The organism is Nostoc sp. FACHB-190 (genome assembly GCF_014696905.1).
Taxonomy (GTDB): Bacteria; Cyanobacteriota; Cyanobacteriia; order Cyanobacteriales; family Nostocaceae; genus Nostoc_B.
In genome coordinates, this window is record NZ_JACJQW010000002.1 from 60693 (window position 1) to 76756 (window position 16064).

The window sequence follows — 16064 nt, forward strand, 5'->3', positions numbered from 1 at the left end:
CAACCTGTTCTAAGTGTGTGGAGAAGTTAGCCTTGGTTGTGGTTTATTGCTTTTAGGTTGTAGTTTCATCCATTGAAAAGACACAAGGTTTAATAACAAACCGATGAGTAATAAAATCACCATCAAGGTTATCTGATACCACAGAATTGGCTGCACAAGTAAATCTGCTACAAGATGAAGCAAATTCATCACGCTATAAAACACAGTCAATGCAAAATGCGACACGCGGTAGCGTTTAGCTTCCGTAAAAGAAGTAGCAATTATCGCCAATATTGGTAGTGTAAAAAATCCCAACATCAGCCACAAAATTACAGAAATATCACTCAGTTGTGAGGCGTGTTGAGATTCGGCTACAGATAAACCATGAAATAGCGGCATTAAACCTAGTTGTGTATGAAACAATGTTCCCAGGAGAAATGCTGTCCATAGAGTAATGATTCTTTCTCTATAATTCAGCATGATAAAACCTTCTCGATTTATAATCGCCCAGTTTTTAATTTAGGCAAAAAATCTGAGGAACTTGTGAAGGATGTAATTATTTCTATCAGGTATTGATTTTTAAGGGGAAAGTGACAGTAAATGTGGAACCAACGCCTAGCTGAGATTCTACATTGATTTCGCCTTGAAGTAATTTGACTAACCGAGAAACGATCGCCAGCCCTAATCCTGTACTATCGGGGAAGTAGGCGCGATCGCCTTTACTCACACGATAATAAGGTTCAAATATCCGTGCTTGGTTTTCTGGCGCTATCCCAATTCCTGTGTCAGCAATTGTAAATGACCAAGTATTTTCGTCTAAAATTTGACATACAATCTTAACGCTACCCGACTCTGTATAGCGAATGGCATTACTGACAAGATTGGTGATTACTTGTTGTAATTGAAACTCATCTGTGAATATTTCTACCGGACAGCGATCGCAGTCTACAATAATTTGTAAATCTTTCTCTTCTGCTAACGGTTCCAACATTTCACACACATTAATTACCAATTCTTTGACATTGGTAGGCGCGATTTGCAGTTGTACTTTACCCGCATCATATCTGGATAGTTCTAATACATCATTAATTAAACGCAGCAAGTGTCTGCCATTGCGTAATACTCGCTCAATATGTTCTAAATTTGTATAAGAGTCTTTAATATCAGAATTTCGTTTTTGTTGTCGTAAAAATAAATCAGAATAGCCAATAATTGATGTCAGAGGATGTTTCAATTCGTGGGCTAGTTGCGAAAATGTATCTTGATTAGCATTAATTAACCGTGTGAGTTCTTCGTTATGTAGAGTTAATGATAAATGTAGATGCTTTAATTCTCGCAAACGCTCTTCAACATAACTTTTAAAACAGCGTGCGATCGCTTCATCTATGACAGCATCAATTAAACGCATATAACGCACAATTTCCACTGGCGTTCCTTGCAATAAATCTGCTTCTAAAGTATCAAATATTACTATTCTTAATAAGCGATATTCTCTGGCAATTTCAGTAGGTTCAAAACCTTGTTCCGCCCGCAGTAAACCATGCTGCCAACTGGCTTTGAGTATCGACTTAATATCACTTTCTTGAGATGGGGCAAGTACACTAATCATGGCGCGAAACACATCAGGAATGTGATTTCTAATCGCTGTATAAGACAAGTCATCAGCACTTTCAATCTGCCTGTCTTGCCGAACTGCCATCACCCATTTCTCGATGATACTGTTAGTATTTTCAGCCAGTATGAGACTAAAATCCATTACGTTAATTTTTGTAAAGATTTAGTTAGGAAATTTTGGACTAGAACTAGTGTATCGAGAATGGTGATTTTTTGGTGCTGAATTAACGGAATTATTCAACTATAACAAGTAGGAAACTACGTACCTATAGAGATAGATTTTAGCTATTGAGATTGAACTTTTTGGCTTTTTGTTGGGTAATACTAACGAGGTAATAGTAGATATTTGTTACACATCATTGATAGCCCAAAAGATAAATAAATTAAGCAATATCAATCAATAGAATCTATCCCAAGAAGTTGTTTTTACTGGACAGCAATGTTATATTTCGCTATATTGTTTTCAATTCGAGTAAGTCAGCCTAATTCAGCGCGTCAAAGTGCGTAACGCTGAAACGGAGGAACCAAATTTTGGGGCGTATCTTAGTAGAAGTAAAAAGTAAAAAGTTAGTGATCATCTAACTCAGCACTCATTACTCAGCACTTTTAAAAAGAGGGGCATCTCTCAGCCCTAGCCCGTCAGCTAACTTCGTAGGCATTGAGAGGAGACTGAAGAGATAGCATTTTTATAATGTTTTGATCTCATCAGTGTCCAAGGCTGGTACTGCTCAGATTTTTGTACCCGTACTGAAACCTGTTGAGGTTATAGATGATATTGCAATTAAATTTAGCAGCGATCGCCGCGATCGCCGGTAAAGCTGTATGGCAGAAAAGCAAGCCCATTATTACTAAAGATGTCGTCTTTTTACCTATTCTGGGTTTTTTAGGCATTATTTTGCTGTGGTGGGCGGTTGCTTTAGTCAACCATGAATTAATGCCCACACCACCAGAGGCGTTAATTGCTAACTTAGACTACATATTAAATCCCTTTTATCAACGCGGGCCGGGTAACTTGGGCATTGGTTGGCTGTTACTAGCCAGTCTGCGCCGCGTCTTGATTGGTTTTTTGTTAGGTGCAGTCGTCGCCATTCCTTTGGGATTTCTCATTGGGATGTCCAGACCAGCAATGTTAGCCCTCAACCCCATTATTCAGATATTTAAACCAGTATCACCCTTGGCTTGGTTGCCCATTGCTTTAGCTATCTTTAACTTGGCAGATCCCTCAGCCATTTTTGTAATTTTCATCACTTCCTTGTGGCCGACCATTATTAACACAGCCCTGGGAGTTGCCAGTGTTCCTAAAGATTATATAGATGTGGCACAGGTGTTAGAAATGCCCCGTTGGCGCAGAATTACTAAAATTATTTGGCCTGCCAGTTTACCTTATATCTTCACAGGCTTGCGAATTAGCTTAGGCATTGCGTGGTTAGTTATTGTCGCCGTAGAAATGCTGACAGGCGGTATTGGTATTGGCTTTTTTGTTTGGGATGAATGGAGTCGGTTGAATCTCAGTTCTGTTTTTCTGGCTGTATTTGTGATTGGTTTGACTGGACTAATTCTCGATTTCGCCGTGGGTAAACTCCAAGAATTTGTGACTCATCGCCCAACAACTGCGAAATAACAGATTTACCAGCCTTTAATATCGAACCGCCAAGTCGCCAAGAACGCCAAGAAATCGTAGAGTCTCTTTGCGCCTTTGCGCCTTTGCGCGAACATAATCAAAGAACTACAACAATGACTGACAATAACTGGACTAGAAGAGATTTTTTATTAGGAATTGGCACAACAACAGCCGGAATTGCCTTGTCATCCTGTGGAATTTCGGGAGATAGGTCAGCATCAGGTCTGACAGAAGAAGCCTTAGCCATCAAACCCGTAGTCAGACCTCAAGACTTAGAAAAACCGGATATTACCGTTGGTTACGTTCCTGTTAATGATTGTGCGCCATTTGCGATCGCCTGGAAAAAAGGTTTCTTTCGCAAGTATGGTTTAAACGTCAAACTCAACCGCGAAGCCAGTTGGGCAACTTCCCGTGATGGTTTAATTTTTGGTCGTTTAGATGCTTCCCCTGTTGTATCGGGGGCTGTCACCAATGCCAGAATTGGTGCGGAAGGCGCACGTCACGCACCCTTGTGTGCAGCTATGACCATTCACCGCCACGGTAACGCCATGACGATGAACAAAGCTATGTGGGATTTTGGCTTACGTCCGTGGTACGAATATCAACAACAATATGGCGACGGCGCATTAGAAGCCTTTGGTAAAGATTTCCGCGCCTACTTTGATAAACAGCCACCAGAAAATCGAGTTTGGGCAGTAGTTCTGAGTTCCGCGATTTACGAATACTTCGTGCGTTATATATCTGCGGCGGCTGGTGTTGATCCTCTCAAAGAATTTCGCGTCATCATCGTCCCGCCTCCCCAGATGGTAACGAACGTGCGAATTGGGGCAATGCAAGCTTACATGGTAGCTGAACCTTGGAATACTAGAGCAATTGCAGGTAATGAAGGTGTTGGCTTTACCTTCGCTCAAGGCAAAGAAGTCTGGCTAGGACACCCAGATAGATTATTAGGTGTGATGGAACCCTTCATCGACAAATATCCCAAAACTTATCGTTCTCTGGTGAAGGCGATGATTGAAGCTTGCCAATATTGCAGTAAACCAGAAAATCGCCAAGAAGTCGCCGAACTACTGACTGACCGTTCCTTTACAGGTGCGAGACCGAAAAAACAGGGCGCACCACTTACCAAATTTACAGCCCCAGGTATTTTAGGAAGTTACAACTATGGCGGGTTTGATGGCAAAGACCGCACCATCAAAGCTGCTGACACTACCATCTTTTACGATATTCCCGACAACTTGCCCAAACAGCCAGGCGAACACTCAACATTTATGTGGTGTTCAAGAAGTATTTGGTTAATGACCCAAGCCGCCAGATGGGGACAAATTCAGGAATTTCCTAAAAATGCTGAAGAATTAGCCGAAAAAGGTTGGAGAACAGATTTATATCGAGAAATAGCCGCAGAAATGGGTATTGAATGCCCTAAAGACGATTACAAAGTTGAAGCAGCAGAAGTATTTATTGACAAAAAACCCTTCGACCCTAGTGACCCTGTAGGCTATCTCAAAAGTTTTGAAATTCGGGCTAAATCTCCAGTACGTTTTTTTATGTCTTAAGAAGGGGCTGGAGGGTAGAGGCTAGAGGTTAGTAATTTATGACTGTGTACTTTTTCTAGATAGAACCTCATGTGATGAATCCCACAAATAAATTCCTGAATTTTCTCACCCCTAACCTCTAGCCCCTAGCCCCTATCAACATTGACTAACAAATAGTTCAAATTTTAGCGGAGCCTGTGATGATGAAATATACACCCACTTCAATCGATACTGAACAGCAAGTTATGTCTCGTAATAACTTCTTAGAAATTGAAAATTTAGTCAAGTCATATCCGACACCAGATAAAGGTAATTTTGTGGTTTTGGATAGTGTCAATCTCAGCATTGGTGAAGATGAATTTATTTCCGTAATTGGTCATTCTGGTTGTGGTAAATCGACTTTGTTAAAAATTGTTGCCGGGTTAGAAACAGCAACTTCAGGGTCAGTGCGACTAGATGGCAAAGAAATCCGCAAGCCAGGTGCAGAAAGGATGATGGTCTTTCAAAACTACTCCTTATTACCTTGGTTAACTGTTAGAGAAAACATCCGTTTAGCCGTGGATGAAGTGTTAAAAAATGCAACTCGCGCTGAAAAAATTAGCATTGTTAACGAACACTTGGCAATGGTAAACTTAACCCCGGCAGCAGATAAGTATCCTGATGAAATCTCTGGAGGTATGAAACAAAGGGTAGGTATTGCCAGGGCTTTAGCAATTCGTCCGAAAATGTTGCTGATGGATGAACCTTTTGGGGCATTAGACGCATTAACTAGAGGAAAATTACAACGGCAGGTATTAGATATTTGGGAAAACAACCGCCAAGCCGTGATGATGATTACTCACGATGTTGATGAGGCTATTTATATGAGCGATCGCATCGTCTTAATGACTAATGGCCCAGCCGCTAATATTGGGGAAATTTTAGAAGTACCTTTCGATCATCCCCGCGATCGCTCTGCTATGCGTAATTCTAAAGAATATTTTGAATTGCGTAATTATGCCTTGAATTTTCTTGATAAATACTTCACCCAAAATGAGTAAATTAGTTTATTATTTCTTTTAGCGGGTCGCCTAATTCAAATTCATCCACAACCGTGATTTGAAACGGAGGAACCACATATATGGGGCTAATCTTTTAGAAAGACACCTTCCAGTCTTAGCCCGTCAGCTAACTCCGTCGGCAATGGAGGGAACTCCCAAAAATTTGGCTGTAATAACAGTTATTATTGGGGTTTCTTGAAATAAAGGATAAAAATGAATCTTGAAGAATCAAGTCTCAAGGATGAAATTGCTAATGAAAATTTCATACTTCACACTTTATACTTCATACTTCATTCACCCTGCTTCTCATTGTTAGTTCATTTGCTTTAGGAGAAGTCAAACTGTGAACATTAAGCCAATGCTAGTGCGCCTCCAAAGCGCCATAGGTAGAGATGATTTAGTTGAGCAAATGGTATTAATACCAGAGCCAAAAAGAAGTGATTTGACCAATTCTCCCACAGCTAAAGCCATCAATTTAATTGTTGGTTATGATGGTTCACCTCATAGTCACACAGCACTAGATATTGCTTTTTGGATTGCTCATCAAACACGTTTAGCCACAAATCAGCAAGTTATAGTCCAAGCCGTTTATGTCGTAGAACAAAATCAAAGTGAAAAGTCTTTAGATAAAGTGAATTGGGCAAATTATTTAACTCCCTGCGAATGTGGAGTTAGTAATATGTACCAATCTGCAACCTCTGTCTTAACTCAACCAAAAATTAAAGGCATCGCCCAGCCTTTACAAGCACAAACTATTACTCATCTAGAACAAGCTGATAAAATTCTTTGGCAAGCACGTAGTTTAGCCGAAGAATGGCAGGGTTCTTTTAAATCGCATTTACGCTTTGGTAACGTTGCTACAGAATTGACAAAAGTTGTGAAAATAGAAGCGGCTGATGTTTTATTACTGGGGTGTAAATCTATTAATCATAAGATGATTCAGGCGCTAGGTTTTAATTTTCCTTGTGCGATTTTAGGCGTACCTAATGGCATTGATGAATAAGTACTGTATGAAATAACAAACTAGAATTCAGGAGCCAGAATTCTGACTTCTGAATTCTTATTTAATACAAGCCACTTATACTTTAATACGGTTCAGTTAAAAGAATAGTAGGTTGGGTGTAGCGATAGCGTAACTCAACAAAGTATGCGTGAATGTTGGGTTCCGTTCCTCCACCCAACCTACACCAGTCTAAGTTGTTGCCTTAACTGAACTGTATTGACTTATACTTTAAAGCTGATGAGCGATTTCGGAAACAATTTCGGCGTTTGAGTCAGGATTATGACTTGCACATCGAGTTAAGTGAAGCTATGATTTAGAACTCATTGATTCGTTTGATGAACAGGTAAATGGCATCTTCAGCTTTTGACTATTCACAATGATAAATCTTGTATTCATAGCCGTTAACTGCTGGTAAAGATTTAGTTTCAGCAAGACATTTTTCGGTTTCTGCTGCTATGGGTGCATGAAAATTTACTAACCATAAATCAAAAGGTTTAGGTAGAGATTTTAAAATATTATTGAGGGTGTTTGTAGATTTATTTGGGTCTTGGTCTTGATGAGCAAGAATAAATTGTAGCGATGGTGAGGGTTGGTTTTGAAGTTTCCATTCTCTGGCAACACCCATCATTTCACCTATTTGGACATGAGTAATTTGAGTAGTGGCAATTACCGCCGGAACTTGGGATGTTTGGCTGATGAGTTGTAAAAATAAATCAGGACGATAGTATTTTTGATATCCCAAATTACAAATTACCGTTACCGCGCTACAAAACCCCATGAGCCAAATTATCGCTATGGCTTGTTGACCTGTTATTTTATAATTGTTTTGCTGAGTTTGCCAACGCACTGCTAAACTTGCTCCGAGTAAAAGGATGACAGCCGGAAAATAAACAAAGTTATAACGTGCGCCTCTAGTTAAATCAATTCCCAGGAAATAGGTAAAGACAAAAAATAAAGCGATCGCAGCTAAAATAATCCCCCAAATCACCTGAGTTTCTGGTTGTTGTAATTGCACTTTGATTCCCCGAATCAATATTGGTAAAAACCAAATAAAGAAAATCAACATTACTAAACCAGAAATTAAAATAATTGCTAGTTGCGGTGATTCAATTGGCAATAAAAAAAGCATTGTCACCCAAGCAGCAAAGGCTTGAAAAAATGGGTTTAACCACTCCAAACCTTGGCGCGGTTGTTGTATCCAATCGGTTAATTTATCGCCATAGTTATTCTGCAAAAATATGGGTAGCCAAACTATCCCGGAAACAGCAGTACCAGCAGCAACCGCATAAATTCGCCGCCACGGTGGAGAGATAAAATTACGTTGTCGCCAGCCGAGAAAAAGTAATACTAAAGCTTCACTACCAAGGGTAAGAACAAAAAAGTAATGTGTCGCAATTCCGAAAGCATTAATTACTACCCAAGCTAGTGCTGTGGTGATGGGTAACGGTGTACGATTTTGAATGTGGCGTGTCGCAATAATTAAACAAGCCAAAGATGCAATTACCCACAAAATTGCTAAAGTGTAATGACGTGCTTCTTGTGCCAAAAAAATTGCGTAGGGTGATACCGCCATAATGGCAGCAGCGATATGTGCAATCAAGCGAGAGCGAAAAGTTAGCCATCCTAAACCATAAATAGCGGGAATTGAGGCAGCACCAAAGATTGCCGCCAGCGATCGCGCCCCCCATAATGAAACTAGACCTTGTTGTGTCGGAAATAACTGCATCCACCAATGAGCCAAGAAAAAATATAGTGGCGGATGATTAGTTTCGTGGCTCAAGTGCGCCCAAACATCTTGTACAGTATCACTTGCTTGGGGTTGTAATGGTTGTAATAAAATATCAGGTGCGATCGCTTGGTCTAAGGGTACTGGTAAAAAACTATTCCCCAAGCTAAACACTAAAGTCGAAAATTCATCAGTCCAAGGTGGTTTAGCTGTTAAATTAGTTAACCGCAAACCCAGACCAATCAAAAACCACAGCAGTAACAGCAACGGATGAAACCAGCGAGTATTAGTTACAAAATGCCAATGTCCCGACATGGTTTGTGGGGTAACGCGGCGGTTAGCAAAGGTAGATAACAACAGGATCGCATTTTTGTAAAACTTCGATGCACTCCAAAACAAAACTTTCATAGCCGCGCCATTTACAAGTCAACTCTTTGCTATTCTGACTTGATTTGTAAATTTAAGTTCATTTTAGATTTCTCCCTTCCCAACAAACTCCCTCATTTCACATCAGTTACGCGCCAACTCAGTTTCAAGTTCACCCAAAAATTCCAAACAGTCGCAACTGCGATCGCAATCAAGTTTGCAATATAACGATTGGGTATCACAAAATTAAACACCAAATTTAACACCACAACGTTGATGACCAATCCCGCCAAGCATACCAAATTAAATTTTAAAAATCTCTTTGCACGATGATGCCATTCTTGCTGCTGCATCGCTACATCGGCAAATGTCCAAGCGTCATTCCACAAAAAATTGTTGAAAATCGCAATCTCACTAGCAATGATTTTACTCCGTGTCAACGGTAAAGCTAAAGTTGATGGGTCACTCAATAAATAAAGAATTGCCATATCCACAAATACACCACTTAGCCCCACCAAGCCAAAGCGGAGAAATCGACCAATGGGAAAAGCAGATTTTTGTCCTACCTGTTTTGTAGTCAACCTTAAGCGCAATAGATGGTGTAAGTATTCTACATACTGTTTCCAAGTTACTTTGCTCTCACCTTGTTTGCGCTCACAGAATACATAACCCACCTCAGCTATTTCTGCTACGTTTCCCCTCGCAATGACCTCTAAGAGAATTTTGTAGCCGACAGGATTCAGTTGTACCCCTGCAATACAACGGCGACGCACCATAAAATAACCACTCATGGGGTCAGAAACTCTTCCTAATACCCCTGGTAAGAAAATCAAACCCAAAACTTGAGCGCCACGAGATAAAAAACGTCTCACCGCACTCCAACGGCTTACCCCACCACCGTCTACATGACGACTAGCAACCGCCAAGTCTGCACCTTGTTCAATACTATGTAACAACTGTGCCAAAACTTCTGGCGGATGTTGCAAATCCCCATCAATTACCCCCAATATATTTCCCCTAGCAATTTGCCAGCCACGAATCACAGCAGAAGACAATCCCCGTTCATTTTGCCGACGCATTACACGCAATTGGGGGTATTCTGTCATCAGCGATTGTGCAACTTCCCAAGTGCGGTCTGGACTATCATCGTCTACAACAATCAACTCGTAATTTCCTAAAAGAGACTCATCCAATAACCGGCTTAATATCTGAATAACATTTTGAATATTTTCCCTCTCTTTATAAGTTGGAATTACCAACGAAAAATGTATTGTTTCGCCATCTATACCTGTACCCGCAGGAGGAGAGTCAGAAATCAGCAAAATATCGGATTGTACTGTTGACAATAAATTGTCTTTACTATTAGACATTGAGTAAAATCCAGGTAATGACATTCACAAGTCTTTTTGAATCAAATATGAATTTGACTTCTAATTTACACTAAATATTTATACAGATTACCACAGCTTGTAAAAATTTCATAAAATATACAAACTTGAAATTTATTTTTACGTGTTTTTACTATAACAATTAATTTAAGATAATACTATGAACTTATTTTTGCGCCGTCCTTTAAAAATACATAAATTGTCAAAAAGTACTTTTTTCCTAATTACTTCTTCAAATGGTAGCCTTTACTAGTCTACCTAAGTACAAATTTATCTGCGTGCATCTGTCTTGAGTCGTTATTGGATTAAGTAACATTATCATTTTTGTAACTAATCTGGAAAGTTCATTCTTAGCTGTCGTTGCAATTGGGGACTGAATAAAAATCCTAAAATTGGTAATCCAACCATAACTATACTTTGAAGTACATGGAAACTTGCTAATAGATAATAGCAACTGCTAGATAAATAAAAAGCCAAGCTGGTAAATAGAAAAACATGATTTTTAAAGTTTAATAATGCCGTCATTGGTAATATAAGAGAAACATACCAAGGCATATTCCAAGCAGTAGCAAATAAAAATAATACTAGAGTAATTCTGCCTATATCTAAAATTAAATCGTTAATTTTGTAATTATTATTAGAGAAAATTTTTAATAAAATAAAGCAATAATACACTGCAAATCCTATATAAGTAATTAATTGCAGTTTTGGCAATAATTCGTTAGAACCAGAGCTAAATAATACGAGCAAAATTTTATGTAATGAAGCTGATGCTCCTGTAGCTCCTGGATTCAATAGACTTTTCCACGTCCCAATTGTTGGTAAAATAGTTCTTTCTAAAATTAGAATTACTATGATAATAATAGATGTGGCTAGTGCTAAAGATTTCCATTTTTTTTCTTTAACTAGCCTCACTAAGACTAGAGGTATATAAATAATTGGTATGGTTTTTGTGAAAAATCCACATACAAGAGTAACAATTAACCATACATATCGACAATATTTAAAGCAAATAAAAGATAACAATAATGTTGTACCAACTAATACATCAAGATGAGCATTAGTTACTTGCTCAAATAGAATGAGTGGATTGATAACATAAAATATTGTAACTATTGTTTGAGCTTGAGAGTTATTTAATAAGCTATAAATTAGATAGGTATTAACAAGATGAAATATTAAAAACAATAATTTTAAAACATAAATTCCTAAAATTATATGTATGGAGGTAAATAATGCGCCTATTACAAAAAATATTTGAGCAATAGGCCCATAAGTTGAAGTTTGTCCCCAGCGTAAAAAGGGAGATAAATGAGATGAAAAATTACCAGCACCTTGAATAAATGGATTAACATGGTTCAAATTCATGACACCATATTGTAAATATAAATAAACATCATTGCCAAGGGGGTAGGCAAGAAAAGCAATGATCAAAAATAAAGTAGAATTTTTGAGAATATTTTGAAATTTCAAATTTTTGATAGAGAAATTATTTCTCAACCAGAATAAATAAATAATATTAAGAGTTAAATACTCCAGCCCAGTTCTTAACTGACTAAATAAGTTAGGAAATATGGGGTATCTACCCCCTGTATGAGCTTGTAGCTCTATAAATTTACTAATACCTAACCATGATGTATCAATAGCAAGACATATAGCTAAGATAGTAGCTACATACGTTATAAATATGGATTTTTGATTCATCACATATCTACCACTAAGTTTTCGGTACCTTACGGCTTACTTCTAACACGCTACTACACATACTGAATTTTTTCGGAAATCACATCGGATGACTATAAGTCAGATTACTTATAAAACAAATGCACCTAACGAGTAGGTGCAATAATTAGGTAATTACAGAATTAGTACTACTATGTAAAAATAAGTAAGTAATAACTCAGGAGCTAATAGAGTTTATCTGAAGCATTAAAAAAATGTTTCCGTAAAAATACTGAATTTTATATTAAAAAACATCAAATATTTTTTGATAAGTATTTTTACGAATAGCAAATTTTCTTAAGTAATAAATCGTAGATTTCTGATGTATAAATAAAAATCTCCATACAAAGCCCTAGATTTTCGCTAGATAATGTCAATAAAAACAATACAGTTTTAGTTATTAATTGTGATCAACACTTCTGTTGCAAACATTCTTGAGCGTGCCTTAATGGGGTACGATTTATCTCCTGAAGAGGGAGTATTGTTGTTAAAGCAAACTGATTCGGAAGCGATCGCGGCAATTCGCCACACAGCCGATCAACTCCGCTACAATCAGGTAGGCGATACTATTACTTATGTAATTAACCGTAATATTAATTTTACTAACATTTGTGAACAGCATTGTAGTTTTTGTGCTTTCCGCCGCGATGCTGATGATGTTGGTGCTTATTGGTTAGATTGGGGGCAAATTTTAGAAAAATCCCAAGATGCGGTTAAGCGGGGGGCGACGGAAATTTGTATGCAGGGTGGATTAAACCCCGAAGCGCAGATTAACGGTAAATCTTTGCCTTATTACCTGAAGTTAGTTGCAACGATTAAACAGGAATTTCCCCAAATTCATTTACACGCCTTTTCGCCCCAAGAGATACAGTTTATTGCCAGAATTGATGGGCTGGATTATGCAACGGTGATTGCAGCTTTGCGGGATGCTGGCGTTGGTTCGATACCAGGAACGGCGGCTGAGGTGTTGGATGATGAAGTGCGAAAAGTGTTGTGTCCTGAAAAAATTAACACAGAGACTTGGTTAGAAATTATCTCCACAGCCCATAAATTGGGTTTATCTACCACGAGTACCATGTTATCGGGGCATATCGAAACCCCAGAACAACAAATTGGGCATTTAGAAAAATTGCGATCGCTCCAACAAACAGCCATCAATGAAGACTATCCAGCACGCATCACAGAATTTATCTTATTACCCTTTGTGGGTCAAGAAGCACCAAAATCTTTACGCCGTCGGGTAGGGCGTGATCAACCAGTTTTAGCGGATGCTTTATTATTAGGCGCAGTCGCCCGAATTTACTTGGGTAATTGGATTCCTAACCATCAGCCCAGTTGGGTAAAGTTGGGGTTGGCTGGGGCAAAAGCAGCCTTAGTTTGGGGTTGTAACGATATTGGTGGCACATTGATGGAAGAACATATCACCACAATGGCTGGTGCTGTGGGCGGTACTTGTATGGAAGTGGACACCTTACAAACTGCGATCGCATCTTTAGGAAGACCTTATCAACAAAGAGATACTTTGTATCAAAAAGTGTGAAAAAGAACTCAGAAGTCAGGAGTCAGGAGGAATGTGGAATACTGATTCCTGAATACTGTTTTGATAAAATTTGTTGCTGATTTTGTCCTTCATGCTTCTCCTGATCCCCTAGATACCATTCCAAGATAGGATGGACGATGATTTATGTGTAGTTTCAAATAATGCTTATGAAACGCTATTGGTCGCGTCTGCTTGCTTTGGTTTTAGTTTTAGCTATTGGCTTAATCGGTTGTTCTAGCCCTGATACCTTAACTGGGGATTATCGCCAAGACACATTGGCTGTAGTCAGTACCCTGAGAAAAGCCCTAGAAGTAACTGACGATTCACCAGATAAAGCCGCACTTCAAGCAGATGCGCGGCAAAAAATTAACGATTTCTCAGCCCGCTATCAACGCGCTGGTTCAATTTCTGGTTTAAGTTCTTTTACAACCATGCGTACCGCCCTTAACTCTCTTGCGGGACACTACAGTTCTTACCCAAACCGTCCAGTTCCGCAAAAACTGAAAAATCGTCTAGAACAGGAGTTTCAGCAAGTAGAATCTGCACTCAAGCGTGGTGCTTAACTATTCCTCTAGTGATATTTTTTCAGATTCAAGAGTCCAGAGTTATGACTTTGGACTCTTGATTTATTTATTTTGACACAGGTATATCTGTTAGGGCTGACGCACAAAGATTGTTTGTGAAGAATGGGTGTAGGGTATGGGGTGTAAGGGTTTTGAACACTTACACCCTTGAATCCCTATACCTCCAAACTTTTAATTTTTCGTGTAATTGCGTAATTCCTAGATGCAATAGCTGTATTTAAATGAAAGAGGATTTTCCGAGCGTCAACGCTAGAAATACTAATACTTTCACCCTATACCTCTTGCTATAACAATTGATACACCTTAATCGTCAATGCCCGTGAATTTGTACATCTACCTTGTCGGTATATCTCACCGTTCTGCAAAATTATTATGGCAACGTTTGTGGGTTGTGGTTTTTAGTAGTAGTCTTTTGCTACCTAACTTGATCAGCCAACCAGCACAAGCACAAGTTAACCAAGATTGCAAGTTATCAAACACAGCCGCCCAAACAAAGGAAAAATTGCGTTTGTCGGCACTCAAAGGCGATCGCGATGCCCAAAGCCAGTATCAAAAGCTAGTACGCCAACACGCCCAAGATGTACAAAAATGCCGCAGTCGTACTTGGCCAAAAATTCAAGCTGTTTGGGTGCGTTTATATCCCTGCGACATTCAACCAGGGATAATTGACCAAATTATGGATCGGATGGTCAACCGTGGCTATAACCAAATTTATGTAGAAACCTTTTATGATGGGCAGGTATTATTACCAGCCGCCGATAATCCCACAGTTTGGCCTTCTGTAATACGGACTCCAGGGACGGAAAAGATTGATTTACTGGCCGTGGCAATTCAAAAAGGGCGAGAACGGGGGCTAAAGGTTTATTCGTGGATGTATACCGCAAATTTCGGCTATAACTACGCCAAAAGACCAGATCGAGAACCTGCGATCGCTCGGAATGGCAAAGGGCAAACGAGTTTATATGTTGTAGATAACGGTTCCCAGGTATTTATCGACCCCTACAATATGCAAGCCAAACGCGATTACTTCGAGATGGTACAGCAAGTACTACGCCGTCGCCCGGATGGTTTGCTATTTGATTATGTGCGTTATCCCAGACAAGCTGGCACTGATTCCATCGCTACAAAAGTCACTGATTTATGGCTATTTACCCCAGCTACGCAAGAAGCTTTATTTAAGCGGGCGTTGAATACTAAAGGTTTGGATTTGATGCGGCGGTTCTTGAGTAAGGGATATGTCACCGCCGGCGATATTGATGAAGTGGATAAACTGTATCCCCAAGAAGGGGAACCGATGTGGCAAGGGCGCGTTCCGCCACCACAAGACAAAGCCCTGTTACCAGCAACCAACAGACAGCCGACTTTGCAAGTTGAACTCTGGCAGTTAATGGTTGCCCATGCTATGCAAGGTATCTTAGATTTTGTTGCTTTAGCCAGTTACCCAGTACAGCAGCTAGGCATTCCCGCCGGAGTAGTGTTTTTCCCAGATGGCAACCAAATGGTGGGACAAGGCTATGATTCCCGCTTGCAACCTTGGGATAGATTTCCCAGTAACTTGCAATGGCACGCGATGGCTTATGCAACTTGTAGTGATGTTAGCTGTATTGCCGACCAAGTGCAACGGGTGATTAGTGCTGCTAAACCGGGGACAAAAATTATTCCCGCCTTAGCCGGTGCATGGGGACAATCAACCAGCACGCGCCCATCCCTAGAAGCCCAAATGCAAGCCCTACGCAAATATGCGCCGCAACTCGCAGGTGTGAGCCATTTTGCCTATTCTTGGCAATATCCAGAAAATGATAGCGATCGCAAATTCTGCCGCCTGCGTTAATTATGCTATGTCCGAAAGTAACAGTAATGGCGCTTTATTTCGTCAACGCTCCCAGATGCTAGGGTGATTCTAGCATCAACACTTCTACATCAGCCTGTATGGAAAAAGTCGAATT

12 protein-coding genes and 2 riboswitches are annotated in these 16064 nt (G+C 39.6%); of the genes, 7 read left to right on the forward strand and 5 right to left on the reverse strand.

The annotated features are described in order from the left end of the window. Positions 1-9: 9 nt before the first annotated feature. Complete coding sequence (locus H6G28_RS03235; protein ID WP_190669284.1) at positions 10-462, reverse strand: hypothetical protein; 453 nt, start codon at positions 460-462, stop codon at positions 10-12. 82 nt (positions 463-544) lie between these two features. Beyond that, a complete protein-coding gene (locus H6G28_RS03240; RefSeq protein WP_190668945.1) occupies positions 545-1735 on the reverse strand; it encodes a sensor histidine kinase in 1191 nt (396 codons plus the stop codon). Between the two features lie 327 nt (positions 1736-2062). Continuing rightward, a riboswitch (cyclic di-AMP (ydaO/yuaA leader) is annotated at positions 2063-2266 on the forward strand. 96 nt (positions 2267-2362) lie between these two features. Between H6G28_RS03240 and ntrB the strand changes: the two genes are divergently transcribed. The 4 genes from ntrB (at position 2363) to H6G28_RS03260 (ending at position 6792) form a co-directional block, all read left to right on the forward strand. After that, positions 2363-3214: a nitrate ABC transporter permease gene (ntrB, locus tag H6G28_RS03245; protein WP_190668947.1), complete on the forward strand. Its 852-nt coding sequence runs from the start codon at positions 2363-2365 to the stop codon at positions 3212-3214. A 113-nt stretch (positions 3215-3327) separates the two neighbouring features. Then, positions 3328-4770: an ABC transporter substrate-binding protein gene (locus H6G28_RS03250; protein WP_190668949.1), complete on the forward strand. Its 1443-nt coding sequence runs from the start codon at positions 3328-3330 to the stop codon at positions 4768-4770. Positions 4771-4952: 182 nt separating this feature from the next. Next, a complete protein-coding gene (locus tag H6G28_RS03255; protein WP_190669286.1) occupies positions 4953-5789 on the forward strand; it encodes an ABC transporter ATP-binding protein in 837 nt (278 codons plus the stop codon). Positions 5790-5806: 17 nt separating this feature from the next. Next, a riboswitch (cyclic di-AMP (ydaO/yuaA leader) is annotated at positions 5807-5946 on the forward strand. Positions 5947-6147: 201 nt separating this feature from the next. Next, entirely contained in the window at positions 6148-6792 is a 645-nt protein-coding gene (locus H6G28_RS03260) for a universal stress protein (RefSeq protein WP_190669288.1), read from the forward strand. 367 nt (positions 6793-7159) lie between these two features. Here H6G28_RS03260 and H6G28_RS03265 read toward each other — a convergent pair whose 3' ends face one another. From H6G28_RS03265 to H6G28_RS03275, 3 genes are all read right to left on the reverse strand, one after another. Continuing rightward, entirely contained in the window at positions 7160-8833 is a 1674-nt protein-coding gene (locus H6G28_RS03265; RefSeq protein ID WP_190669290.1) for a glycosyltransferase family 39 protein, read from the reverse strand. Positions 8834-9018: 185 nt separating this feature from the next. Beyond that, positions 9019-10254, reverse strand: coding sequence for a glycosyltransferase (locus H6G28_RS03270; protein ID WP_190668951.1), 1236 nt, complete (start codon positions 10252-10254; stop codon positions 9019-9021). Between the two features lie 348 nt (positions 10255-10602). Then, on the reverse strand, positions 10603-11976 hold the full coding sequence (locus H6G28_RS03275) for an MptA/MptB family glycosyltransferase (protein ID WP_190668953.1): 1374 nt from the start codon (positions 11974-11976) through the stop codon (positions 10603-10605). Positions 11977-12400: 424 nt separating this feature from the next. On the opposite strand from H6G28_RS03275, the gene cofH reads away from it, so the two are divergent. From cofH to H6G28_RS03290, 3 genes are all read left to right on the forward strand, one after another. Further along, positions 12401-13534, forward strand: a complete 1134-nt coding sequence (cofH, locus tag H6G28_RS03280) for a 7,8-didemethyl-8-hydroxy-5-deazariboflavin synthase subunit CofH (protein ID WP_190668955.1) — start codon at positions 12401-12403, stop codon at positions 13532-13534. Positions 13535-13701: 167 nt separating this feature from the next. Then, positions 13702-14097: a photosystem II protein Psb27 gene (gene psb27 / locus H6G28_RS03285; protein WP_190589380.1), complete on the forward strand. Its 396-nt coding sequence runs from the start codon at positions 13702-13704 to the stop codon at positions 14095-14097. A gap of 334 nt (positions 14098-14431) precedes the next feature. Next, positions 14432-15949, forward strand: coding sequence for a family 10 glycosylhydrolase (locus H6G28_RS03290; protein WP_190668957.1), 1518 nt, complete (start codon positions 14432-14434; stop codon positions 15947-15949). The last annotated feature ends 115 nt before the right edge of the window (positions 15950-16064 follow it).

Coding starts and splice junctions, on each gene's coding strand:
- H6G28_RS03240 (WP_190668945.1), bottom strand. CDS start 1,735: ATGGATTTTAGTCTCATACTGGCTGAAAATACTAACAGTATCATCGAG.
- ntrB (WP_190668947.1), top strand. CDS start 2,363: ATGATATTGCAATTAAATTTAGCAGCGATCGCCGCGATCGCCGGTAAA.
- H6G28_RS03250 (WP_190668949.1), top strand. CDS start 3,328: ATGACTGACAATAACTGGACTAGAAGAGATTTTTTATTAGGAATTGGC.
- H6G28_RS03255 (WP_190669286.1), top strand. CDS start 4,953: ATGAAATATACACCCACTTCAATCGATACTGAACAGCAAGTTATGTCT.
- H6G28_RS03260 (WP_190669288.1), top strand. CDS start 6,148: ATGCTAGTGCGCCTCCAAAGCGCCATAGGTAGAGATGATTTAGTTGAG.
- H6G28_RS03265 (WP_190669290.1), bottom strand. CDS start 8,833: ATGTCGGGACATTGGCATTTTGTAACTAATACTCGCTGGTTTCATCCG.
- H6G28_RS03270 (WP_190668951.1), bottom strand. CDS start 10,254: ATGTCTAATAGTAAAGACAATTTATTGTCAACAGTACAATCCGATATT.
- H6G28_RS03275 (WP_190668953.1), bottom strand. CDS start 11,976: ATGAATCAAAAATCCATATTTATAACGTATGTAGCTACTATCTTAGCT.
- psb27 (WP_190589380.1), top strand. CDS start 13,702: ATGAAACGCTATTGGTCGCGTCTGCTTGCTTTGGTTTTAGTTTTAGCT.
- H6G28_RS03290 (WP_190668957.1), top strand. CDS start 14,432: ATGCCCGTGAATTTGTACATCTACCTTGTCGGTATATCTCACCGTTCT.